Here is a 22336-nt window from a genome sequence, read left to right on the forward strand (position 1 = left end):
CCACCCACTCCCGGCGCGACGGCATCCCGTGAGCGCCGGGCTGCGCGAACCCCTCCGCCCCGCACCGACACCGTCGACCGGTGCGGGGCCGGACGCACGGCGGGTCGTCGAGACCGGCCCGGCCGTACGCCCCGTGCCTACGGCCGCGCGTACGGCCGGGTGATGATCTCCATGTTGTGGCCGTCGGGGTCGTCGAAGTACGCGCCGCGGCCGCCGAACAGGTCGTTGACCCTGCCCGGCTCCCGGTGGCTCGGGTCCGCGTAATAGGTGACCCCGGCCGCCTCCAGGCGCGCGATCATGCCGTCGAACCGCTCCTCGGGCACCAGGAACGCGTAGTGCTGGGCCTGGACCGGTTCGTCCCGCTTCTCGTAGTAGTCGAGGGTCACGCCGTTGCCCAGGTCGACCGGCAGGAACGGGCCGAACGGGGCGCCGACCTCCAGCCCGAGGATCCCGGCGAGGAACTCGGCCGAGAAGCGGCGGTTGCTCGCGTAGACGGCGGTGTGGTTCAACTGGACGTGCTGTGCTGCGGACATGGCTGGAATCAACTCCGGTGTCTGGTTTCCACGAAGGGACACGAACAACTCGGAGAGGAACGGCGGGGCACGCGCCCGCCCCGCGCTCAAGCGGAGGCCGGAAGCGCCTCACATGAATGGCCCACGGCCGACCCGGCAGTCACCCGGCCGACCTTAGGGGTGCCCGGCCGATCATGGCAACGTGCCGGTCCCCGGCCGGGCGGGGGCGTCGTCGTCCCCGACGTGGCGGGCGGTCGACTCGTTCTCCTGCGCGAGCCGGCGCAGGGCCATCAGCGCCGGTTCCAGGAGGAAGGTCAGGAACACCGCGTGCTCGGCCTTCTCCAGGGGGTCGGTGACCCTCTCCAGGCGGTCGAGATCGTGCCGGGCCGTCCGTTCCGCGAGTTCCGCGAAGGGCAGGAGCGCCTCCCAGTCGTAATCGATGTCCAGTGAACGCAGGGTCCGCAGGGTCTGGTCGATCATCTGCCGGGCGGGGTTCCGTTCGGAGACCGACCAGCCCATCGCGTCGGCACCCCGGCCGGGCACGGCACCGGCCACTGAACCGGGGCCGGGTTCGAAGGGGTTCGTGGTGGGGGAGTTGTACCCCTGGTGACCACCCGCCCCCCGACCCTGGAGCGCCCCGCATGCATGACGACCGCACCCTGGTCGAAGCCCGCCTCAGGCGCGTCCTCGACGAGCGCGTCCGTCCCGCCGTGTACCCCGAGTCCGTACCGCTCGAGGTCGCGGTGTGGCACGCCCCCGGGGAGCCCGTCCCCGTCGCCGAGGGCCTCGCGGCCGAACCCGAACCCGTCCGGGTCGGCGCGCGCTGGGGCGCCCCCTGGGGCACCAGCTGGTTCCGGGTCACCGGGACCGTCCCCGAGGAGTGGGCCGGACGGACCGTGGAGGCGATCCTCGACCTCGGCTTCGACGAGAACATGCCCGGCTTCCAGTGCGAGGGCCTGGTCTACCGGCCCGACGGCACCCCCGTGAAAGGCCTCAACCCGCGCAACCAGTGGGTCCGCGTCGGCGCGCCCGCCGAGGGCGGGGAGGAGGTGCGCCTGCACATCGAGGCCGCCTCGAATCCGGTCATCATGGACTACCGCCCGTTCCGGCCGACACGGCTCGGCGACAAGGAGACCGCGGGCAGCGCACCGCAGTACACCCTCGCCCGCATGGACCTCGCCGTCCTCGACGAGACGGTGTGGGAGCTGGTGATCGACCTCGAGGTGCTCGGCGAGCTGATGGCCGAACTCCCCGCCGACGCGCCCCGCCGCTGGGACATCCTGCGGGCGGTGGAGCGGGCGCTGGACGCCCTCGACCTCCAGGACGTGGGCGGCACGGCGGAGCAGGCCCGTTCACACCTCACCGGGGTGCTGTCCGCTCCCGCCGTTCCCTCCGCTCACCGCGTCAGCGCCGTCGGCCACGCGCACATCGACTCGGCATGGCTGTGGCCGCTGCGCGAGACCGTGCGCAAGGTCGCCCGTACGACGGCCAATATGACGGCCCTGCTGGACGACGAACCCGAGTTCGTCTTCGCCATGTCACAGGCCCAGCAATGGGCGTGGGTGAAGGAGCACCGGCCCGAGGTGTGGGCGCGGGTGAAGAAGGCGGTGGCCGACGGACGGTTCGTGCCGGCCGGCGGCATGTGGGTGGAGTCGGACACCAACATGCCCGGATCGGAGGCGATGGCCCGGCAGTTCGTGCACGGCAGACGGTTCTTCCTCGACGAGTTCGGCATCGAGAACGACGAGGCGTGGCTGCCGGACACCTTCGGCTTCGCCGCCGGACTGCCCCAGATCATCAAGGCCGCCGGCGCCAAGTACCTGCTGACGCAGAAGATCTCCTGGTCACGGACGAACAAGTTCCCCCACCACACCTTCCGCTGGGAGGGCGTCGACGGCACCCGGATCTTCACCCACTTCCCGCCCGTCGACACCTACAACTGCTCGATGAAGGGCGCCGAGATCGCCCACGCGGTCCGCAACTTCAAGGACAAGGGGGCGGCCCGGCACTCCCTCGCGCCCACCGGCTGGGGCGACGGCGGCGGTGGCACCACCCGCGAGATGGTCGCCAAGGCGGCCCGGCTGCGGGACCTGGAGGGTTCGGCGACGGTGACCTGGGAGACGCCGTCCGCGTTCTTCGCGAAGGCCGAGGCCGACTACCCCGAACCGCCCGTCTGGGTCGGCGAGCTCTACCTCGAACTGCACCGTGCCACCCTCACCAGCCAGGCCGGCACCAAACAGGGCAACCGGCGCAGCGAACATCTACTGCGCGAGGCCGAACTGTGGGCGGCCACAGCCGCCGTACGCACCGGATTCCCCTACCCCTACGAGGAGTTGGACCGGATCTGGAAGACGGTGCTGCTGCACCAGTTCCACGACATCCTGCCCGGCTCCTCCATCGCCTGGGTGCACCGTGAGGCATGCGCCACCTACGCGCGGATCGCCGCGGAACTGACCGGCGTCATCGACTCCGCCCAGCGCGCCCTGGCAGGCGAGGGCACGCTCCCGCTGGTCTTCAACGCCGCCCCGCACACCCGCGCGGGCGTCGCGGCGGGCGGCGCGGGACCGGCGTCCCCCGAGGGACGCACGACACTCACCGCGCGCCCCGGCGGCGGTCACGTCCTCGACAACGGCCTGCTCCGCATCGAGATCGACGCCCGGGGCCTGCTCGTCTCCGCCCTCGACATCGAGGCCGGCCGCGAGACCCTCGCCCCCGGCCGGGCCGGCAACCTGCTGCAACTCCACCCGGACCTGCCGAACATGTGGGACGCCTGGGACGTCGACGAGTTCTACCGCAACACGGTCACCGACCTCACCGACACGGACGAGGTGACGCCCGGCCACGACGGTGCCTCGGTGCGGGTCGTGCGCTCCTTCGGCGGCTCCCGGGTCACCCAGCTGCTGACACTGCCGCCGGGGGAGCGGCGGCTCGTGGTGGACACCGAGGTCGACTGGCACGAGACGGAGAAGTTCCTCAAACTCGCCTTCCCGCTCGACCTGCACGCCGAACGGTACGCCTCCGAAACGCAGTTCGGGCACTTCTTCCGGCCCACCCACACCAACACCTCCTGGGAGGCCGCCAAGTTCGAGGCGTGCAACCACCGCTTCGTCCACCTCCAGGAACCCGACTGGGGCGTCGCCGTCGTCAACGACTCGACGTACGGCCACGATGTGAGCCGCACGGTCCGCACCGACGGCGACGGCGGTACGACCACCACGGTCCGGGCCTCCCTGCTGCGCGCCCCGCGCTTCCCCGACCCGGAGACCGATCAGGGCGTGCACCGCTTCCGGCACGCGCTGGTGCCGGGCGCGTCCATCGCCGACGCGGTGCGCGAGGGCTGGCGGATCAATCTGCCCGAGCGGCGGCTCACCGGGGCCGCCGAGGTCGCCCCGCTGGTGACGGCCGACCGGGACGCGGTCGTCGTCACGGCGGTCAAACTGGCCGACGACGGCAGCGGTGACGTCGTCGTCCGCTTCCACGAGGCCCACGGCGGCCGGGTCCGCGCCACCCTCACCACCGGTTTCCCCGCCACCGGCGTCGAGGTGACCGACCTGCTGGAACGCCCGCTCGCGGACACGGAGGCACCCCCGCTCGACGGCGACCGGATCACCGTACGGCTGCGTCCCTTCCAGCTGATGACGCTCCGGCTGAAGCGGGCCTGACCGCTCGGCCCCTGGTCCTGTCGCCGCGCGGCAGGCGGGAAGTCGACGACCCTCTAGAGCTGCGCGCGCAGCCACTCCTCCACCGCGCCCACATGCGCGGCCGCCGCCGCCCGCGCTGCCTCCGGGTCGCGGGCGGCCAGGGCGCGGTGGATCGCGGCGTGCTCGCGCCGGGTGCGGGCGAACGCGCCCTCCTCCTGGTAGCCGCGCCAGACCCGGGCGCGGAAGGTGCGCGAGGACAGGCCCTCCAGGATCGCGGCCATCGTCTCGTTGCCGGCGGCCGCCGCGATCTCGCGGTGGAAGGCCAGATCATGGGCGAGGATGTGCTCCGGGTCGTCGCCGGCGTTCATCGCCGCGAGATGCCGCTCGACCTCGGCCAGCCGCTCCGGGGTGATCCGGGCCGCGGCCAGCGCGGTCGCCGTCGACTCCAGGACGCGGCGCACCTCGAGGAGTTCGACCAGGCTCCGTCCCCGGGACAGATCGGCCACCACCCCGAACGTCTCCAGCAGGTCCCCGGCCTCCAGCCGGGTCACATAGATGCCCGAACCGTGCCGGGCCTCCACCACGCCCAGCACCGTGAGCGCGCGGATGGCCTCCCGCATCGAACTGCGGGAGATGCCCAGCCGGGCGGCGAGATCCCGTTCGGTGGGCAGCCGCTCGCCGGGCTCCAGCTCGCCCTCCCGGATCATCGCCGTGATCCGCTCGATGGCGCGCTGTGTCACCGTGCCCTTCTGCGGGGCCGCAGTCTCCTCCACGCCACTCCTCCACTCGCCAGGTCCGCCGCAGTCTAGCCACGGGAGTGGTCCGACCACTACGGACCAAAAGTCACTCCATGTGCGCCCGGGGACTGTTCCGCCGCCCAAGTGGTCTGATAAGTATCCGAGGACTGCCGCCGTACCGTGTCCGCCGCCCACCGAAAGGCCCTCCGTGCCCCCGCAGCCCGCCCGCATCACCGCCGTCGACACCTACGACGTCCGCTTCCCCACCTCGCGCGAACTCGACGGCTCCGACGCGATGAACCCCGACCCCGACTACTCGGCGGCCTATGTCGTCCTGCGCACCGACGCCGCCGACGGACACGAGGGGCACGGGTTCGCGTTCACCATCGGGCGGGGCAACGACGTGCAGGTCGCCGCGATCCGGGCGCTGCGCGGCCATCTCCTCGGCCGGTCCGCCGACGAGCTCTGCGCCGACCCCTCCCTCCTGAACCGCGACCTGATCGGCGACAGCCAGCTGCGCTGGCTCGGACCCGAGAAGGGCGTGATGCACATGGCCGTCGGAGCCGTCGTCAACGCACTGTGGGACCTGGCCGCCAAACGGGCCGGCAAGCCGCTGTGGCGGCTGCTCACCGAGGCCGACCCGGACTGGCTGGTCCGCCAGATCGACTTCCGCTACCTCACCGACGCCCTCACCCCCGAGGAGGCCCTGACCCTCCTGCGGCGCGGCCGGGAGGGCGCCGGGGAACGCACCGCCCTGCTCCTGGCACGCGGCTACCCCGCCTACACCACCTCGCCCGGCTGGCTCGGCTACGACGACGGGAAACTCACCCGGCTCGCCGCACAAGCGGTCGCCGACGGCTTCCGCCAGATCAAACTGAAGGTCGGCGCCGACCTCGACGACGACCTGCGGCGCTGCCGCGTCGCCCGCGCGGCCGTCGGACCGGACGTACGCATCGCCGTCGACGCCAACCAGCGCTGGGACGTGGACGAGGCGATCCGCTGGACCAAGGCCCTCGCCGGCTTCGACCCGTACTGGATCGAGGAACCCACCAGCCCCGACGACATCCTCGGCCACGCCGCCGTCCGCCGGGCCGTCGCCCCGGTCAAGGTGGCCACCGGCGAACACGGGCAGAACAGGGTCGTCTTCAAGCAGCTCCTCCAGGCCGGCGCCCTCGACATCGTCCAGATCGACGCCGCCCGGGTCGGCGGCGTCCCCGAGAACCTGGCGGTGCTGCTGCTCGCCGCCAAGTACGGTGTCCCCGTCTGCCCGCACGCCGGCGGGGTCGGCCTGTGCGAACTCGTCCAGCACCTGTCGATGTTCGACTACGTGGCGCTGACCGGCACCACCGAGGACCGCGTCATCGAGTACGTCGACCATCTGCACGACCACTTCACCGACCCGGTGGTGATCCGCGACGGCCACTACACGGCACCGCTCGCACCGGGTTTCTCCGCCGCCCTGCGGCCGGAGTCCCTGGCGCGCTACACCTATCCCGACGGCGGCTTCTGGGCCGCCGACCCGATGACCCAGAAGGACAAGGAGCAGACCGCATGAGCGACTTCGAGGGCCTGACGGCCCTGGTGACCGGCGGCGCCTCCGGCATCGGCCGGGCCACCGCGGACCTCCTCGCGGACCGTGGCGCCACGGTGGCCGTCCTCGACCTCGACCCGTCGACGGTCGACAAGCCGCTCACCGGACACCGCGCCGACGTCACCGACGACGCCTCCGTGCGCGCGGCGGTGACCGCGGCCGTCCACGACCTGGGCGGCCTCGACATCCTGGTCAACAACGCCGGCATCGGCGCCCGGGGCACCGTGGAGACCAACTCCGACGAGGAATGGCACCACGTCTTCGACGTCAACGTCCTCGGCATGGTCCGCACCGCCCGCGCCTGCCTGCCCCATCTGCGGGCCTCCGCGCACGCCGCGATCGTCAACACCTGCTCGATCGCCGCCACCGCCGGCCTGCCGCAGCGTGCCCTCTACAGCGCCACCAAGGGCGCCGTGTACTCCCTCACCCTCGCCATGGCCGCCGACCACGTCCGCGAGGGCATCCGCGTCAACTGCGTCAACCCCGGCACCGTCGACACCCCCTGGATCGGCCGACTGCTGGCCGCCGCCGACGACCCGGCCGCCGAACGCGCCGCGCTGGAGGCCCGCCAGCCCGTGGGCCGCCTGGTCTCGGCCGCCGAGGTCGCGGCCGCGATAGCCCACTTGGCGAGTCCGCTGTCCGGCGCCACCACCGGCACCGCCCTCGCCGTCGACGGCGGCATGCAGGGGCTGCGACCGCGCCCCGCGAACCGGTGAACCGGCGCCGGCTCGGCCGCGGCCGCGTGGAGGTCACCGCCCTGGCCTTCGGCACCTCCGGCATCGGCAACCTCTACACCGAGGTCGACGAGGAGACGGCGTACGACGCGGTGCGGGCCGCCTGGCAGCGCGGCATCCGCACCTTCGACACCGCCCCGCACTACGGCCTCGGCCTCGCCGAACGCCGCCTCGGCGCCGCCCTGCGCGAGCACCCGCGCGACCGGTACACGGTGTCCACCAAGGTGGGCCGCCGCCTCGAACCGGACGGCAGCGGCGGCGACGACCTCGCCAACGGCTTCGCCGTCCCCGCCACCCACCGCCGCGTCTGGGACTTCAGCGCCGACGGCGTGCGCCGCACCCTGGAGGCGAGCCTGGACCGCCTCGGCCTGGACCGTGTCGACGTCGTCTACCTCCACGATCCGGACGACCACGCCGAACAGGCCTTCCGCGAGGGCTATCCGGCCCTGGAGCGGCTCCGCGCGGAGGGCGTCGTCGGGGCGATCGGCGCCGGCATGAACCAGACCGCGATGCTCACCCGCTTCATCCGCGACACGGATGTGGACGTCGTCCTGTGCGCGGGCCGCCACACCCTTCTCGACGGGAGCGCCCGCACCGAGCTGCTGCCCGCCGCCCTCGCACACGGCACGTCCGTCGTCGTCGGCGGCGCCTTCAACTCCGGTCTGCTCGCCGACCCGAGACCCGGATCGACGTACAACTACGTACCCGCCCCCGCCGCGTTGCTGGAGCGTGCCCTGCGGCTGAAGGAGGCCGCCGAGCGCCACGGCGCCACCCTGCGCGCCGCCGCCCTGGCGCACTGCGCCGCCCACCCGGCGGTCGCGAGCGTCCTGGTCGGCGCCCGCTCGGCAACCGAAGTCCACGACTGCGCCGACCAGTTCACGGCCGACGTCCCCGACTCCCTCTGGCGGGAACTGCGCGCCACCGGGCTGCTGCCACCCGACGAGAACCGGCCATGACCGTCGGCAGGCACCACGCCGCCGGGCCTACGGCTTCCGGGTCGGCGGCAGGAACTCCCGTACATACGTCCGCTCCCAGCAGGCGCCCGTCTCCCGCAGCTCCCGCCACGTCGTGTAGCGGTAGCGGAAGAGACGGGCGCGGATGTACCGGGGCGGCGCGTCCGCCGGGAACGGGGAACCGCGCAGCAGTCCCAGGGTTTCCCGGTCGCCCTCCAGCAGCCGCTCCACCAGCGCCCCGAACCACGGACCCGCGTAACCCGGCGACAGCGCGGCGAACCACATCATCCAGTCGAGCCGCAGATGGTATGGCGCGAACTGGCGGGGCCAGCGCCGCGGATCGCCCGGCTTGCCCTTGAACTCGTACTCCCGCCAGCCCGAATCCCTACGCGGCACCTCGTCGGCCGTCCCCTCCACGACCACCTCGTACCGGATCCGGCTGACGCTGCCGAACGCCCCGTAGGTGTTGACCAGATGCAGCGGGTCGAAGGAGCGGTTCATCACCTGACGGCGGGAGAGCATGTTGCGCACCGGCCGATGACTCAGCGCGAGCACAAGCGCGGACACCGCGAGCACGACCACCACGTACCACAGCGGCGGACCCGGAACCGCCGGCGGATCGGCGGGGAACGCCACCGCCGACAGGGCCAGGACGATCGTGATCCAGTTCAGCCACGCGAAGTTGCCGGACAGCACCAGCCACAGCTGGGTGACGATCATCAGCGAGGCCGCGGCCGTGGCGACCGGCCGCGGGGCGAACAGCAGGAACGGCACGACGAGCTGGGTGACATGGTTCGCCGCCACCTCCGCCCGGTGCAGCGGCTTCGGCAGACGGTGGAAGAACCAGCTCAGCGGCCCCGGCATCGGCTGCGTCTCGTGATGGTGGTCCAGACAGGTCAGCTTGCGCCAGCACTCGTCTCCGCGCATCTTGATCAGCCCCGCGCCGAACTCCACCCGGAACAGGATCCAGCGCAGCAGGAACAGCACCAGCACCGGCGGCGCCACCTCGTCGTTGCCGAGGAACACGGCCAGGAAACCGACCTCGAGGAGCAGCGACTCCCAGCCGAACGCGTACCAGGTCTGCCCCACGTTGACGATCGACAGATACAGCGCCCACGGCACCAGCCACAACAGCATCCCGCCCCACAGCGGCAGCAGTGAGTCCGCCCCCGCCAGCAGCGCCACCGCGACCGCGCAACCCGACCAGGCGCACACCGCGAAGAACCGGTCCGAGTAGTACCGGTGGAACAGGCTCGGCGACCGGCGAAACGGCACCCGCCGCACGAACTCCGGCACCGGCAGCATGCCGCGCTCCCCGATCAGCGCACGGAACTGCAGCGCCGCCGTCAGGAACGCGACCAGATACAGCCCCGCCAGTCCGCGCTGGAACACCAGCCGGCTCAGCCAGTAGCCGGACGCGCTGAACCACTCCACGGCCGTACGCTCCCTCCCGCCCGAACCTCTGTGACTCTCCGTATACCACCGGGCGGGCGGCGCGACCCGTGCGCGGACGCCACCCAGCGGTCGAAGAATCGCCCGAATCCTGACAAGGTGGCCCCATGGCTGATCGGGGAGCGAGCCCCCTGTCTCTCCCGGACGACTGGCCGGACCACCCGGATCCGATCCTCGCGCTCAACCACATGGGCGGTTTCGACTGGGACCTGGACGCCGGGGTGATGCAGATGGACGCCCAGGCGCACGAGATCTTCGACGTGCGCCCCGACGAATACGACGACCGCCCGGGAACCCTGGGCGCCCGCCTGCCGCCCGGTGAGGCCCGGCGCCTGGACACGATGGTGACGGAGGCACTGAAGGACGGCAGCGAGAACTACGGCGCCTACTTCCGCGTCCGCCGCCGCGACGGCTCCCTGCGCTGGACCCACACCCAGGGCTACATCCGCCGGGACGAGACCGGCCGGCCCCGCCGCATCATCGGGATCGTCCGGGACGCCACCCAGGAACTCCGCGACGGCGAGGCCCGGCGTGAGCAGGCCGCACAGGAGGACCTCCGTCGCCGGCAGACCAACGTCGTCCAGCTCACCACCGCCGCCCTCGCCCACGCCCGCACCGTGCAGGACGTCATCGACGTCCTCAAGGACACCCACGGCCTCACCCATCTGGGCGCGACCAGTCTCGTCATGGGCCTGCTCGAGGCGGGCCGCATCCGGCTCATCGCCGAGGGTCCCGCCGGCAGCTTCGTACCGGGGACCGAGGTCACCCGGATCGACGAGCCGTACCCGATGAGCGAGGCGGTGCGCACACTCAGCCCCTGCTTCATCGAGTCCCCCGAGGAGTTCGCCACCCGCTTCCCCGGGCTGTGGCAGGGCATCACCGGCCTGAGGATCACCTCGGCGGCCTACCTTCCGCTGATCGTCCAGGCCCGCCCCATCGGCGCGATGGGCCTGCTCTACAGCGACCGGCGCGGCTTCTCCACCGACGAGCGCAACATCCTCGTCGCCCTGGGCAGCAGCATCGCCCAGAGCCTCCAGCGCGCCATGTTCTACGAGCAGGAGATGGACCTCGCCCAGGGGCTGCAGCAGGCCATGCTGCCGCGCACCATCCCCAGCGTGCCCGGCGCCGACCTCGCGGTGCGCTACCGCGCGGCCACCCTCGGCGGCTCCCTCGGCCGCGACATCGGCGGCGACTGGTACGACCTCATCCCGCTGCCCGGAGGCCGGGTCGGAGCCGTCATCGGGGACGTCCAGGGCCACGACACACACGCGGCCGCCGTCATGGGCCAGCTGCGCATCGTGCTGCGCGCGTACGCCGCCGAGGGGCATCCACCGGCCACCGTGATGGCCCGCGCCTCTGTCTTCCTCGACGAGCTGGACACCGACCGCTCCGCGACCTGCCTCTACGCCGAAGTGGACCTGTCGACCGGTGTCACCCAGGTGGTCCGGGCGGGTCACCTCGACCCGCTGGTGCGCGGCTCCGACGGCACCTGCCGCCGGGTCGGCGTGCCCGGCGGGCTTCCGCTCGGCCTGTCCGCGGAGTTCGGGCGGCTCGACTACCCGGTGGGCACGGTGGAGATCGACCCCGGCGACACCCTGCTGCTGTGCACCGACGGGCTGGTCGAGCAGCCCGGTGCCGACCTGGACGACGGGATGGACACCCTCTGCGCGCTGATCGCCACCGGCCCCGACGACGTACGCGACCTCGCCGACCGGCTCATCGACGTGGCGGAGGAACGGCGGGGCGACGACGACGTGGCGCTGCTTCTGCTGCGGCGCCGGGTCCCGGACGGGGCGCGGACCGGGGGGCGGCTGAAGCAGCGGGTGGCGCCCGGGGATCCCGGGGCGCTCGCCGAGGTGCGGCGCATGATCCGTACGGCGGTGGAGGGATGGGGGGCGGGGGAGCGGGCCGATGAGATCGAGCTGGTCGCCGACGAGATGATCACGAATGTGCTGATGCACACGGAGGGGGCGGCGGTGGTGAATGTGCGGATGCTGGACGGGGGCGGGGGGTGGCGGGTGCGGGTGGAGGTGGAGGACTCGTCCAGTGCGTTGCCGCGGCGGCGGGAAGCGGGGGAGTCGGGGGTTTCCGGGCGGGGGCTGTTGCTGATCGAGACGCTCACGGATGTGTGGGGGGTGGAGGCTCGGGGCGGGGGGAAGTGCGTGTGGAGCGAGTTCGCGGTGGGAGGCACCGCGTGAGCGGGGCCTGTTCTTTCCCGCCCCCGCCGCCCCTTCCCCTCCCGACCCGCGGGTCCGGGGTCGGAGGGCAGCCCCTTTCCCGGCGCCGGGTGGCACTCTGGTGGCATGCCGGAACTTCCTGAGGTCGAGGCTCTGCGGGGGTTTCTCTCGGAGCAGGTCGTGGGGCTCGAGGTCGTGCGGGTGCTGCCCGTGGCGGTCAGTGTGCTGAAGACGTTCGAGCCGCCCCTGTCGGCTGTGGAGGGCCGGGCCGTCGTGGGGGTGCGGCGGTACGGGAAGTTCCTGGGGCTCGAGATGGAGGGCGGGCCCTTTCTCGTCACCCATCTGGCTCGCGCGGGGTGGGTGCAGTGGAAGGACACGCTGCCCAGTGGGGTGCCCCGGCCGGGGAAGGGGCCGCTTGCCCTGAGGGTGGCGCTGGAGAACGGGGCGGGGTTCGATCTGACCGAGGCCGGGACGCAGAAGCGCCTCGCCGTGTACACCGTGGGGGATCCGGCGGACGTGCCGGGGATCGCCCGGCTCGGGCCGGATCCGCTCGCCGACGACTTCGACGAGCGGCGCCTGGCCGGACTGCTCTCCGGCGAGCGCCGCCGGCTCAAGGGCGCGCTGCGGGACCAGAGCCTGATCGCGGGCGTCGGCAACGCCTACAGCGACGAGATCCTGCACGCGGCCCGCATGTCCCCCTTCAAGATCGCCGGCTCCCTCACCCCGGAGGAGACCACGCGGCTCCACGAGGCTCTGCGCAGCACGCTCACCGAGGCGGTGGAACGGTCCCGCGGGGTCGCGGCCGGACGGCTGAAGGCGGAGAAGAAGAGCGGGCTGAGGGTCCACGGCCGTACCGGCGAGGCCTGTCCGGTGTGCGGTGACACCGTCCGCGAGGTCTCCTTCAGCGACTCCTCGCTCCAGTACTGCCCCACCTGCCAGACCGGCGGTAGACCATTGGCCGACCGGAGGCTCTCCCGGCTGCTGAAATGAGTCAGCTCGGCTCCAGCGTCACCAGGTGCTCGCCGTCCGCCGAACGTACCTCGTAGCGGGCGATCTCCTCGGGGTGCATCGCGGAGCCACCCGGCACCGTGTTGGGCCGGGCGTCGTGACGGGGCACGCTCCAGCTGGTCACCGTCTCCTCGGAGCCGTCCCGGCCGACCACCACCAGCCGGCAGGCGCGCGGGCCCGCGCCGTCCTTCACCCTCAGCTCCAGCAGACTGCCCCAGGCCATGTCCTCGGTGGTCACCTCCGCCCACACCCCGGAGCGTTCGTCGGTGGCCGCGACGCTCACGGAGCCGGGGCCGCCGTCGTCCCGCGCCAGCAGCGCGACCGCCGGCACGGACACCGCGAACACCACCGACGCGGCCAGCGCCAGCAGCAGCCGGCGCCGCCCCGCCCGGTTGCGGGTGGCGACCTGCGACAGCAGCTGGTCCAGCATGCGCGGGCCGGGCTTGGCCAGCGGATGCACCAGCCGGGGGGTGGAGCTCCGGTACAGCATCAACTGGCGTGCCGCAGGCCCGAATTCGGTCACCTGAAGAGCGCACTGGGGGCACTCCATGAGGTGGTCCTCGAAGCGGAAGGCCTCCGCCTCGTCCAGCACACCGAGCGCGTAGGCGCCGACGTCGCGATGCCTCTCCAGGGACCTCATGCCGAATCCTCGTGCCGTTGGGTGCGGGTGGGGTTACTCCTTGCTCCCACCGGTACGCACCAGGCAGCCGAATCACTCAGACACGTGCCGAATCGTGACCAGAGGATTCGGAGCCGACCGGCCCGCGGATTGGTCGGCCGGCGAGAAACCTAAAAAAGATGGATGGCGAGGTGTCCGAGGGGCAACCCGAGCTGCCACGCCGGCGTCCACACCTTGGGTCCCTCGTCCTCACCGGCCGCCGCGCCACCGCCCGGCACCGCGTTGAGATCGGGCGCCAGCAGTTCCGTCTCCCGCAGCCAGCGCCACGCTTCCCCGGCCAGTTCCAGATCCGGATCCCGCGCGTCCCGGCCGTCCTTGGCAAGGTCCCGCAGCCGCCCCTGCACCCACTCCTGCCACGGCTGGTCGTACGCGGTCAGCGACAGCCAGGTCTCCAGCTGGGTGACCACCCGGATGCCGGACAGCTCGCCGTCGGTGTCGGACAGGAAGACGGTGAGCGCCAGCGCGTCCCGGCCCGCGCGGAACTCGAAGGACGTCGGCGGCATCAGATCGCCGCTGCGCAGCAGTTCGTCGGCGATGTACTCGGCGTACAACCACGCCATGGGGACGGTCAGTTCACCGTCGCCGGTGCCGTCCGTGTTCTCTCGACCTCTGTGCAGCATCCCTTCCTGCCTTCCTCCGGTGCGTGCGCGTCGCCCGAACCCGGGCTCCCGGTCCGGAACACGGATGAGGACAGCCGATTACTCAACAGGGGTCGACGGCAAGGCGCTTTACGAAGGCTTGACCATGCCTGCGGTTTCACCGCATGTCGGAGGCGTATCCGGGGAGCACCCGGCGCAGGGCGCGCAGCGCGTAGTACGCGCGGGACTTCACGGTACCGGGCGGAATCCCGAGGGCCGTCGCGGCTTCCGCCACACTCGCCCCCTGGAAGTACACGAGCACCAGGACTTCACGGTGCTCGGGAGTGAGAGTCTTCACAGCCTCGCGGACGTCGAGCGCGGCCGCGGCCCGCTCGGCGTGGTCGGAGATCACCCGGGCGTTCTCCAGTACGGCGTCCCCGACCTCGGCCGGGCGGGCCTGCCGGGCCCGTCGCGCGTCGATGGCGAGCCGCCGTCCCACGGTGAGCAGCCAGGGCCGTACGGAGTCGAAGTTCTCGGCGCGCAGGGCCTCGGGGTGCTGCCAGGCGCGTACCAGCGTCTCCTGGACCAGGTCCTCGGCGCGCTGCCGGTCTCCGTCGCAGAGCCGGAGCAGCAGCCCGAAGAGAGGCCGGCCGTGCTCGCGCTGCAGTGCGGCGAGCTCGTGCTCGGCGGTCGTCTCGTTCGTGAGTGTGATTCCGGCCGTCATGGCCGTATGGCAGCGCACGGCGCCACTCGGGGACAGGGCGTGCGCAGGGGCGTGCGGCGGACGGTCGATCGCGTCGACGAACGGTTCGACGAACGGTCGGGACGGCCGTTCGCGCACGCCGGACGGCCTAAAGCGCGTGTCGGTACGACACCGGGAGAGATGCGGCTTCTTACCTGTTTATCCATAAATACGACTACGGCAGGACGAAGTGATGATCACACGCAGTCGGCAGGTGGCCCTCATCCTGACCGTCGTCCTCGCCGCGGGCGCCGCCTGCCAGGCCCGTGACCACCGGCCGCCGGAACCGGGGCATCCGGCCCCCACCGCGACGGGGTCCCGCGGTTTCACCCTGGTCGCCTCCGGCGACGTACTGCCCCACGACTCGGTCATCGAGCGCGCCCGCTTCGACGCGGGCGGCGCGGGATACGACTTCCGGCCGATGCTCGCCGGCATCCGTTCCGTCACCGACCCCGCCGATGTGGCGCTGTGCCACATGGAGACCGTGTACGGAGCGGGCCCCGACTACACCGGCTACCCGCTCTTCCGGTCGCCGCCCGAGGTGGCCGACGGTCTCGCCGCCACCGGTTACGACGGCTGCTCCACCGCCTCCAACCACTCCATGGACGACGGAGTCGAGGGCATCCGCCGCACCCTGGACGCCCTCGACCGGGCGGGTGTACGCCATGCGGGCACCGCGCGCACCGAACGGGAGGCCCGCACCGCGACCGTGCTGCGCGCCGGCGCGGCACGGATCGCCCACCTCGCCTACACCTACGACACCAACGGCCTTCCGCTGCCGCCGGACCAGCCCTGGGCCGTCGGCCTGATCGACGAGGCGCGGATCGTCGAGGACGCGCGGGCCGCCCGGAAGGCCGGGGCCGATGTCGTCGTGGTCTCCCTGCACTGGGGCACCGAGTGGCAGGACGCCCCCGACGAACGGCAGCTCGCCCTCGCCCGCTCGCTCACCGCCTCCGCCACCGGCGGCCGCCCCGACATCGACCTGATCCTCGGCACCCACGCCCACGTCCCACAGGCCTACGAGAAGGTCAACGGCACCTGGGTGATCTACGGCATGGGTGACCAGATCGCCGGCGAGATGACCAACCACGAGGGCGTGCACGACCCGCGCGGCAACCTGTCCACCCTGGGCCGCTTCACCTTCGCTCCGCCGAAGCGCCCCGGCGGGCGCTGGGAGGTGACCCGCGCGGAGTTCGTCCCGCAGCGCTTCGACGTGGACGCCGGACGGGTCGTCAACCTCAACCGGGCGCTCGCCACGGGCGCCGAGGTGCGGTCCGTGCGCGACCGGATCCGGGACGTGGTGCTGAGCCGGGGCGCCGCGCAGGACGGGCTCGTGATGGGGGAGTGAGGCAGGCCGGCCTCAGCCGAGGTCGATGTGGTCAAGGGCCTTCACCATCTCGCCCAGCACCCGCAGACAGGCCGTCACATCCGCGTCCGTCAGATCGCCGCCGACCCCGCGCAGCAGCAGATGTTCACGCTCCAGTACGGCGGCGATCACCCCTGCTCCCTTCCCGGTCGTACGGATGAGTGAGGAGCGCCGGTGGGCGGGGTTGGGGATGCTCTCCACCAGGTCCTGCGCCGCCGCGTCGTTGACCATGCGCTGCACGAACTGCCGGCTGATCGACTGCGCCCTGCCCATCTGCGGCACGGTCATCGGCCCGTTGCGGTGCAGCAGCGTCAGTACGGCCCGTACGCCGACGGACAGGCCGTCGGCGGCCAGGCCCTGTTCCACACTGCGCTGGGCGCGCCGGTAGAGCGGGCCGACCAGGTCGTACACCTCCGTCAGGCGGCCGCCGAGCTCGTCCGGGGGGAGGGGGTTGCCGGTGTCCTTCATCCCGCCATCATGACACCTAGGTTGCCAAAATCCGACCTACATGACACCTTGGTTGTCATGACTGCTGCTTCGGATCTGCGCTTCTTCCCCTCCGCCGACGGTGACCTCGCCTATCGCGACACCGGGACCGGCGACCCGGTGGTCCTGCTGCACTCCGGCTTCGCCGACCACCGGGTCTTCGACGCCCAGATCCCGGCCCTGGCCGCCGAGTACCGGGTGATCGCACCCGATGTCCGCGGCCACGGCGCCTCGGCCAACGCCACCCGCCCGTTCCGCTGGGCCGACGACCTCGCCGCGCTGCTCCGCCACCTGGACACCGGTCCGGCCGTACTCGTCGGGGTGTCGATGGGCGGCGCCATCGCCACCGACACGGTGCTGGAGTATCCGGAGCTGGTGCGTGCGGTGGTGGTCTGTGGCGCGGCCACCAGCGAGTTCGAGTACACCGATCCCTGGGTCCGGCGGGTGCAGGCCGAGCAGGCCGCCGCGCTGGGTGCGGGTGACGTGGAGGGGTGGATCGCCGCGTTCCTGGGGTATGTGCCCGGTGAGCACCGTACCGTCGCCGATGTCGACCCGGACGTTCTGAGCCGGCTGCGGGCGATGGCCTTCGGGACGCTCGCCAAGCACAGTCCGGGCGAGGAGAACCACCATGTGCCGGTGACCGGTACGTGGGCGCGGGTTCCGGGGATCGGTGTGCCGGTGCTGACCGTCAACGGCGCTCTCGACGCCGGCGATCTGATCGCCGAGGCGGAACGGTTCGCCGGTGCCGTCCGTGACGGGCGGTCGGTTCTCGTCGACGGCGTCGCGCACTATCCCAATCTGGAGCGGCCCGAGGAGCTGAACAAGATCCTGCTGGACTTCCTCCGCTCCCTCTAGGGCAGGGACCCCGTCGCGCCCACGCGGCGCTGCCGCATATCGGCACAGCCCCGCGCCCCCTCAGGGGCGCGGGGCTGTGCCGATATGCGGCAGCGGGCCCTTCCGGGCGCGGGCGCCCCTGGAAGGGGCTAGCCCGTCGCGTCCACCAGGGCCAGGTCGTGAAGGCGGTCCGGGGGGCCCGGGCGGGCGTAGTACCAGCCCTGGGCCGTGTCGCAGCCGAGGATGCGGAGTTGTTCGGCCTGGGCGCCCGTCTCGACGCCCTCCACCGTGACCGCCAGGTCCAGGCTGTGGGCCAGGGAGACGATCCCCTCGACGATCTTCAGATCGACGGGGTCGGCCGGGAATCGCTGCATGCTCTGGGTGAACGAGCGGTCCAGCTTCAGTACGCTCACCGGCAGCCGGCGCAGGTTGGCCAGGTTGGAGTAGCCCGTGCCGAAGTCGTCCAGCGCGATGTCGACGCCCATCTCCGCCAGCCGGCGCAGCGGCTTCAGCAGATCGTCGTCCGCGCCGATGAGCGCCGACTCGGTGACCTCCAGGCACAGCGCGTCCGGCGACATCCCCGTACGCTCCAGGATCTCCACCGTGTCCTGGACCAGCCCGGGATGCGTGAGCTGGCACGGCGACAGGTTCACGTTGATGCGCAGCGGGCCCAGCGCCTCCGCGCCCCCGTGCAGATCCCGCCACGCGCGGGCCTGCAGCACCGACTGCTCCAGCACCCAGCGGCCCAGCGGAACGATCAGCCCCGTGTGCTCGGCGAGCGGGATGAACCGGTCCGGGGACAGCACCCCGTGCTGCGGGTGCAGCCAGCGCACCAGCGCCTCCGCGCCCCGCACACTGCCGTCGCCGAGGTGTACCAGCGGCTGGTACTCGATGAAGAACTCGCCCCGGTCCAGGGCCGTCGGCAGCGCCGTGGTGAGCCCGTGCCGGGTGATGGCGCGGGCGTCGGACTCCGGGTCGGCGAGCTCGAACCGGTTGCCGCCCGCCGACTTGGCCCGGTACATGGTGATGTCGGCGCTGCGCAGCACCTCCGCCGCGCTGCGCTCCCCGGCCGGGCCCTCGACGATGCCGATGCTGCCGCGCACGGTCAGCTCCCGGCCGTCGACGCTGATCGGGGCGAGCAGCGCGTTCATGATGCGGGCGGCGAGCTCGTCGACCGTCCGCTCCGTGTCGGGGCCGGTGGTCAGCGCCACGAACTCGTCACCGCCGAGCCGGGCCACCATCTCCGTGGAGGCGGTGGCGCAGGCCTGCAGCCGGTCGGCGACCTCGACCAGCAGCCGGTCGCCGGCCGCGTGCCCGAGACTGTCGTTGACGGTCTTGAAGCCGTCCAGGTCGAGGTAGCACAGCCCGAACCGCTGGCCCTCCCCGGCGCCGAGCGCCTTCTCCAGCCGCTCGAAGAAGAACGTCCGGTTGGGCAGCCCGGTGAGCGCGTCGTGGGTGGCCTCGTAGCGCAGCCGCAGATTGAGCAGCCGCCGCTCGGTGGTGTCCTCCATGAGCGCGAGCTGGTACTGCGGGTCGCCGTCGGCGTCACGCAGCAGGGACACCGTCAGATTGGTCCACAGGACCGTCCCGTCCGGACGGTAGAACGCCTTTTCGAGGTGGTAGTGCTCGCGCTCGCCCAGCACCAGCTCGTCGTAGAGCCGCCAGGTCTGCGGGGCGTCGTCGGGGTGCACCCACTCCTTGACGTTACGGCCGCGCATGCTCTGCTCGGACAGCCCGAACATCCGCCGCAGCGCGCCGTTGACCTGCAGCACGTTGCCCTCCAGATCGGCGATGCCGATCCCTATCGCCGCGCCCTCGAACACCGCCCGGAACCGGGCCTCGGTGGCGTGCAGCGCCTGCGCCACCACGCCCTGGGCCTCCAGCGCGGCCCGTGCGACGGTCTCCTGCTCGGCCAGCGTCCGCATCCGCAGTGCCTGCGCGAACCCGGCGGCCATGGCGTGCTGGAGCCTGCCGGAGCGTGCCCGCAGATCCTCCCGGTCGCCGTCCTCGCCGCAGTACAGGACGAGATAGGCGTCCACGCAGTCCAGGGTCCGGCTGAGTGCCTCCGGATCGGTGCAGTGCGCCTCCACCAGCGCCGCCCCGACCGCCCGGCCCGCTTCCGCGTCGAACGACCGGGCGCGCAGCGCCCCGCTCAGCTGCCGGGCCAGCGGCAGCAGCAGCTCCTCGAACTCCGGGCGGGTCGACGACGTCGAGGTCACCGGGAAGACGGCCCGGCTCCAGATCGTCGCGAACCGGCGGAGTCTGTCCTCCGGCCCGTCCGGCTCCGCGCTCACGCGGTACGCCCCACGCCCGCGAAACCGGAGGACGCGTACGGATCCTCGTCCTCCGGTGCGGTGTCCGGCCGCCACTGCGGCATCGGCACCAGTCCGGGTTCCACCATGTCGTACCCCTCGAAGAACCGCGCGATCTCGTCGCGCGTGCGCATGATCAGCGGGTTGCGAATCCTCTGGTACACGTCCACCGCCCCCTCGGCCCGCTCCGCGGGCAGCGGGATTCCCTCGTACGCGGCATGGGTGAGTACGAGCATGCTGCCGGGCGCGAGGGCCTGGCGCAGTTCCGCCACCGCCGCGTACGGGTCGTCCGCGTCTTCCACGAAGTGCAGTATGGCAACGAGAAGCAGCGCCACTGGCCGATTCAGGTCGATCAGCCGCCGCACCTCGGGGCTCTCGAGGATCTCCCGCGGCTTGCGCAGGTCCGCGGCGAGGACGTCCGCGCCCTCGTTGCCCTCCAGCACGGCCTGGCTGTGCGCCACCGCCACCGGGTCGTGGTCCACGTACATCACGCGTGCGTCCGGTACGGCGGCCTGCGCCACCTCGTGGACGCTGCCGAACGTGGGGATGCCGGACCCGATGTCCAGGAACTGGGTGATGCCCTCCCCGGCCGCGAACCGCACCGCCCGGCGCATGAAGGCACGGTTCGCCTGCATGACCTTGGGCAGTCCCGGCATGAACTCCATGGCCCTGCGGGCGGCCTCCCGGTCGACCTCGAAGTTGTGCGAACCGCCCAGGTAGTAGTCGTACATCCGGGAGACGCTGGGCACCGAGATGTCGATGCTGCGCGGAGCCCAGGCGGGACGCTCCATCTCACTCTCCAAGGCGTAGGCGATCCGGTGTTCGACCCGAAGGCTACTGATCGTCCGCCAAAGGGGCGAGCCCAAACGGAAATTGACCATCCGTTACCGGTCACTGCCTGTGGCACATGCCCTATTTGCGTCCCGCGAACGCGTGACGAAATGTGGCCACCGCATTCCGGAGAGTTCCGGCACGCCGCGAACTACGGGGCGAATGCCGACGATTGTTCCCTGGAGACCGGTGTATCACGGCAAAACGGTCCGCCCCTCCGCGAGCTGCGGAGGGGCGGACACGGGGCCGGCGGCGTCCGGAGCGGACGACACCCTGGGAGGTTGTTATTTCTCCGGAGCGCCGACCGGCTTTCCGTCGGGCCGTACGGCGTACCACGTACCGCCGACGCCCTGACCGTTGGTGTCGCCGGGAGCCTTGTCACCGGCGAAGGTGTAGATGGGCCAGCAGTTGATCGTCTGCTGCGCCGCGCCGTCCGGGCGCGTGAAGGTCATGTAGTTCTTCTTCTGGATGCCCTCGGTGTCGTTGATGTCGACCGGCGCCACCACCGGCCACTTCTCCAGGCAGGCACCCGTGCAGGCGGAGACCGGCTTCGGCCACGCCTCGTCCTTGGTGAAGCGGTAGACCGTCATGCCGTTCTTGTCGACGACGATCTCGCCCAGCTTCGGGTCCTGGCGCGTGGACAGACCGGGCAGCGCTGCCGACTGGGCCTTCTTGCCCTGGGGGTTCAGCGCGAACCACTTGCCGCCCACGCCCTGGCCCTTGACGTCACCGGCGTTGACGTCCTTGACGTAGCGGTAGGCCGGCCAGCCGGCCACGGTGAGCTGCTTGGTGCCGTCGGCCCGGGTGACCGATCCGAGCAGCGCCTTGTCGATGCCCTCGCCGGCCGAGGCGTCGTCCGCGGGCACCGGCGGCCAGGTCTTGGCGCAGTCGTCCTCACAGTTGGAAGCGGGCGGCTCGGCGGTGTCCTGGTCGAACCGGTACAGGGTCAGACCGAGACTGTCGGTCACCACCTTGCCCAGCTCGCCGTTGGTGGAGACGTTCAGCTCACCGGCCGTGTCCGAGGGAGCCGGCGACTCCTTCGCGCCGGTACCCGCCTGGCCGGTGCCGACGTTGCCGTAGTCCCCGGCCGCGGCCGTCGCACCCACGTTCTGACTGGAGGCGGCCGGCGGGGTCTCCTGCCCGCACGCCGTGGTCAGGGAGAGCACCGCCGCGGCGCTCGCCACCAGCGAGGCGGTCCGCCAGGAGGTCTTCATCGTCAACTCCAGATCATCGCAAGGGTGTTGCAGCGCCCTGCTGTGCCGCCGCTCGACGAGGAGTACGCATGAAGGCACGGGTTGTGTTCAACGGGGGCCCGGATTTCTTTTCTTAACTCCTTCGGGGCAATCCCGCCGCTCCCGGGAGTGACCCGGCGGTTCGCGACTCATGATCCTCTTCGTGCAAGCACTCGTATCGAGCCAATCCCGCGTCACCGCACGTGCGTTGGCGGTGACGGCGCTGATCTGGGCGCTCGTCGGCGCACCCGGCACGGCCGCGGCCGACGCCTGCGCGTACGCCTCGACGGGGCCGGACGGCACGGAGGCGGTGGCGATCGCGGGCCATGTCACCTGGACGGACCCCCCGTTCTGTTCACCCCCACCGCCCCCGACACCGACCCCGACCCCGACGCCCGCCCCCACCCCCACTCCGACGCCCCCGCCCCCGCCCGACCCCACACCGACGCCCCCGCCTTCGCCGCCCACACC

At 71.9% G+C, this 22336-nt stretch carries 19 protein-coding genes and 1 pseudogene; 9 read left to right on the plus strand and 11 right to left on the minus strand.

Going from position 1 to position 22336, the window contains the following annotated elements; all coding sequences use genetic code 11:
* Positions 1-137: 137 nt before the first annotated feature.
* Positions 138-533 carry a VOC family protein gene (locus IF28_RS0129195; protein WP_030226328.1) on the minus strand — a complete coding sequence of 132 codons (396 nt, stop codon included), beginning with the start codon at positions 531-533 and terminating at the stop codon, positions 138-140.
* 171 nt (positions 534-704) lie between these two features.
* Entirely contained in the window at positions 705-1055 is a 351-nt protein-coding gene (locus IF28_RS0129200; protein ID WP_199809052.1) for a hypothetical protein, read from the minus strand.
* A gap of 98 nt (positions 1056-1153) precedes the next feature.
* Here IF28_RS0129200 and IF28_RS0129205 point away from each other — a divergent pair, with 98 nt between their 5' ends.
* Positions 1154-4174: an alpha-mannosidase gene (locus IF28_RS0129205; RefSeq protein ID WP_030226335.1), complete on the plus strand. Its 3021-nt coding sequence runs from the start codon at positions 1154-1156 to the stop codon at positions 4172-4174.
* Positions 4175-4227: 53 nt separating this feature from the next.
* Here the strand turns inward: IF28_RS0129205 and IF28_RS0129210 are convergent, their stop codons facing one another.
* Positions 4228-4926 carry a FadR/GntR family transcriptional regulator gene (locus tag IF28_RS0129210; RefSeq protein WP_030226337.1) on the minus strand — a complete coding sequence of 233 codons (699 nt, stop codon included), beginning with the start codon at positions 4924-4926 and terminating at the stop codon, positions 4228-4230.
* 172 nt (positions 4927-5098) lie between these two features.
* Between IF28_RS0129210 and IF28_RS0129215 the strand changes: the two genes are divergently transcribed.
* Genes IF28_RS0129215 through IF28_RS0129225 form a run of 3 tightly spaced genes read left to right on the plus strand, consistent with a single transcriptional unit; the run spans position 5099 to position 8171 of the window.
* The gene (locus IF28_RS0129215; protein ID WP_030226340.1) at positions 5099-6445 is read left to right on the plus strand and encodes an enolase C-terminal domain-like protein; all 1347 of its coding nucleotides are present in this window, start codon (positions 5099-5101) and stop codon (positions 6443-6445) included.
* Entirely contained in the window at positions 6442-7197 is a 756-nt protein-coding gene (locus IF28_RS0129220) for an SDR family NAD(P)-dependent oxidoreductase (protein ID WP_030226343.1), read from the plus strand. The genes IF28_RS0129215 and IF28_RS0129220 overlap by 4 nt, the downstream gene beginning before the upstream one ends.
* Positions 7194-8171 carry an aldo/keto reductase gene (locus IF28_RS0129225; protein WP_037894207.1) on the plus strand — a complete coding sequence of 326 codons (978 nt, stop codon included), beginning with the start codon at positions 7194-7196 and terminating at the stop codon, positions 8169-8171. The genes IF28_RS0129220 and IF28_RS0129225 overlap by 4 nt, the downstream gene beginning before the upstream one ends.
* Before the next feature lie 27 nt (positions 8172-8198).
* Here IF28_RS0129225 and IF28_RS0129230 read toward each other — a convergent pair whose 3' ends face one another.
* Positions 8199-9602, minus strand: coding sequence for a lipase maturation factor family protein (locus tag IF28_RS0129230; RefSeq protein WP_030226345.1), 1404 nt, complete (start codon positions 9600-9602; stop codon positions 8199-8201).
* Between the two features lie 125 nt (positions 9603-9727).
* Between IF28_RS0129230 and IF28_RS0129235 the strand changes: the two genes are divergently transcribed.
* Together IF28_RS0129235 and IF28_RS0129240 are read left to right on the plus strand one after the other, a co-directional pair.
* Positions 9728-11818: a SpoIIE family protein phosphatase gene (locus IF28_RS0129235; protein ID WP_030226348.1), complete on the plus strand. Its 2091-nt coding sequence runs from the start codon at positions 9728-9730 to the stop codon at positions 11816-11818.
* A 105-nt stretch (positions 11819-11923) separates the two neighbouring features.
* Entirely contained in the window at positions 11924-12787 is an 864-nt protein-coding gene (locus tag IF28_RS0129240) for an Fpg/Nei family DNA glycosylase (RefSeq protein ID WP_030226352.1), read from the plus strand.
* Position 12788: 1 nt separating this feature from the next.
* On the opposite strand, the gene IF28_RS0129245 is transcribed toward IF28_RS0129240, so the two are convergent.
* The 3 genes from IF28_RS0129245 to IF28_RS0129255 form a co-directional block, all read right to left on the minus strand.
* The gene (locus IF28_RS0129245) at positions 12789-13445 is read right to left on the minus strand and encodes a zf-HC2 domain-containing protein (RefSeq protein WP_030226355.1); all 657 of its coding nucleotides are present in this window, start codon (positions 13443-13445) and stop codon (positions 12789-12791) included.
* 149 nt (positions 13446-13594) lie between these two features.
* Entirely contained in the window at positions 13595-14104 is a 510-nt protein-coding gene (locus IF28_RS0129250) for a hypothetical protein (RefSeq protein ID WP_030226358.1), read from the minus strand.
* 136 nt (positions 14105-14240) lie between these two features.
* Positions 14241-14786, minus strand: coding sequence for a sigma-70 family RNA polymerase sigma factor (locus tag IF28_RS0129255; protein ID WP_030226361.1), 546 nt, complete (start codon positions 14784-14786; stop codon positions 14241-14243).
* 211 nt (positions 14787-14997) lie between these two features.
* Between IF28_RS0129255 and IF28_RS0129260 the strand changes: the two genes are divergently transcribed.
* Positions 14998-16152, plus strand: a complete 1155-nt coding sequence (locus tag IF28_RS0129260; protein WP_030226364.1) for a CapA family protein — start codon at positions 14998-15000, stop codon at positions 16150-16152.
* 12 nt (positions 16153-16164) lie between these two features.
* Here the strand turns inward: IF28_RS0129260 and IF28_RS0129265 are convergent, their stop codons facing one another.
* Positions 16165-16638: a MarR family winged helix-turn-helix transcriptional regulator gene (locus IF28_RS0129265; RefSeq protein ID WP_030226367.1), complete on the minus strand. Its 474-nt coding sequence runs from the start codon at positions 16636-16638 to the stop codon at positions 16165-16167.
* Positions 16639-16695: 57 nt separating this feature from the next.
* On the opposite strand from IF28_RS0129265, the gene IF28_RS0129270 reads away from it, so the two are divergent.
* A complete protein-coding gene (locus IF28_RS0129270) occupies positions 16696-17511 on the plus strand; it encodes an alpha/beta fold hydrolase (RefSeq protein ID WP_030226369.1) in 816 nt (271 codons plus the stop codon).
* Between the two features lie 128 nt (positions 17512-17639).
* Here IF28_RS0129270 and IF28_RS0129275 read toward each other — a convergent pair whose 3' ends face one another.
* The 3 genes from IF28_RS0129275 to IF28_RS0129285 all read right to left on the minus strand — a co-directional run bounded on the left by IF28_RS0129275 (position 17640) and on the right by IF28_RS0129285 (position 21847).
* The gene (locus IF28_RS0129275; RefSeq protein WP_030226372.1) at positions 17640-19784 is read right to left on the minus strand and encodes a putative bifunctional diguanylate cyclase/phosphodiesterase; all 2145 of its coding nucleotides are present in this window, start codon (positions 19782-19784) and stop codon (positions 17640-17642) included.
* On the minus strand, positions 19781-20593 hold the full coding sequence (locus IF28_RS0129280; protein WP_030226376.1) for an SAM-dependent methyltransferase: 813 nt from the start codon (positions 20591-20593) through the stop codon (positions 19781-19783). The genes IF28_RS0129275 and IF28_RS0129280 overlap by 4 nt, the downstream gene beginning before the upstream one ends.
* A gap of 324 nt (positions 20594-20917) precedes the next feature.
* Positions 20918-21847 (minus strand): SCO0930 family lipoprotein, encoded by a 930-nt coding sequence (locus IF28_RS0129285; protein WP_030226379.1) that lies wholly within the window; start codon positions 21845-21847, stop codon positions 20918-20920.
* A 181-nt stretch (positions 21848-22028) separates the two neighbouring features.
* On the opposite strand from IF28_RS0129285, the pseudogene IF28_RS40015 reads away from it, so the two are divergent.
* Positions 22029-22336: pseudogene (locus IF28_RS40015) on the plus strand (hypothetical protein); the annotation flags it as partial.

The sequence above is a fragment of the Streptomyces sp. NRRL WC-3626 genome (assembly GCF_000718785.1).
Taxonomy (GTDB): domain Bacteria; phylum Actinomycetota; class Actinomycetes; order Streptomycetales; family Streptomycetaceae; genus Streptomyces; species Streptomyces edwardsiae.

Bases quoted from the DNA above. Each gene is read 5' to 3' on its own strand.
- IF28_RS0129195 (WP_030226328.1), bottom strand. From the start codon at position 533: ATGTCCGCAGCACAGCACGTCCAGTTGAACCACACCGCCGTCTACGCG.
- IF28_RS0129205 (WP_030226335.1), top strand. From the start codon at position 1,154: ATGCATGACGACCGCACCCTGGTCGAAGCCCGCCTCAGGCGCGTCCTC.
- IF28_RS0129220 (WP_030226343.1), top strand. From the start codon at position 6,442: ATGAGCGACTTCGAGGGCCTGACGGCCCTGGTGACCGGCGGCGCCTCC.
- IF28_RS0129235 (WP_030226348.1), top strand. From the start codon at position 9,728: ATGGCTGATCGGGGAGCGAGCCCCCTGTCTCTCCCGGACGACTGGCCG.
- IF28_RS0129240 (WP_030226352.1), top strand. From the start codon at position 11,924: ATGCCGGAACTTCCTGAGGTCGAGGCTCTGCGGGGGTTTCTCTCGGAG.
- IF28_RS0129245 (WP_030226355.1), bottom strand. From the start codon at position 13,445: ATGAGGTCCCTGGAGAGGCATCGCGACGTCGGCGCCTACGCGCTCGGT.
- IF28_RS0129250 (WP_030226358.1), bottom strand. From the start codon at position 14,104: ATGCTGCACAGAGGTCGAGAGAACACGGACGGCACCGGCGACGGTGAA.
- IF28_RS0129255 (WP_030226361.1), bottom strand. From the start codon at position 14,786: ATGACGGCCGGAATCACACTCACGAACGAGACGACCGCCGAGCACGAG.
- IF28_RS0129260 (WP_030226364.1), top strand. From the start codon at position 14,998: ATGATCACACGCAGTCGGCAGGTGGCCCTCATCCTGACCGTCGTCCTC.
- IF28_RS0129265 (WP_030226367.1), bottom strand. From the start codon at position 16,638: ATGAAGGACACCGGCAACCCCCTCCCCCCGGACGAGCTCGGCGGCCGC.
- IF28_RS0129270 (WP_030226369.1), top strand. From the start codon at position 16,696: ATGACTGCTGCTTCGGATCTGCGCTTCTTCCCCTCCGCCGACGGTGAC.
- IF28_RS0129280 (WP_030226376.1), bottom strand. From the start codon at position 20,593: ATGGAGCGTCCCGCCTGGGCTCCGCGCAGCATCGACATCTCGGTGCCC.
- IF28_RS0129285 (WP_030226379.1), bottom strand. From the start codon at position 21,847: ATGAAGACCTCCTGGCGGACCGCCTCGCTGGTGGCGAGCGCCGCGGCG.